1 pseudogene is annotated in these 235 nt (G+C 32.3%); it reads right to left on the bottom strand.

Annotation, left to right across the window (positions count from 1 at the left end):
* Positions 1 to 212: pseudogene (locus LJE08_RS14510) on the bottom strand (ISL3 family transposase); the annotation flags it as partial.
* Positions 213 to 235: the final 23 nt, after the last annotated feature.

Here is a 235-nt window from a genome sequence, read left to right as displayed (position 1 = left end):
ATAGTTACTTCCTTTTTTCCATTTCTAACAACTACACTTTTCCCTTCATTATCAACAATAGTTGAACCACAGTTCCTACAAGCCGAAGGCATGGGAGAATAGACTCCAAAGATAACTAAAGTGTTCTTCCCTTTAATTTTATATTCCTCCGTATTTGTTAAATCTAAATGTTCATCTGTAATTCGTAGCATTTTTTTGATATGATTATTCAAGACATGTCGTCCTTTCTATCTTA

It is taken from the genome of Holdemanella sp. DFI.5.55 (assembly GCF_020593575.1).
In the GTDB taxonomy this organism is placed as follows: domain Bacteria; phylum Bacillota_I; class Bacilli_A; order Erysipelotrichales; family Erysipelotrichaceae; genus Holdemanella; species Holdemanella hominis.
This window is presented reverse-complemented; position numbering and strand designations above follow the sequence as displayed.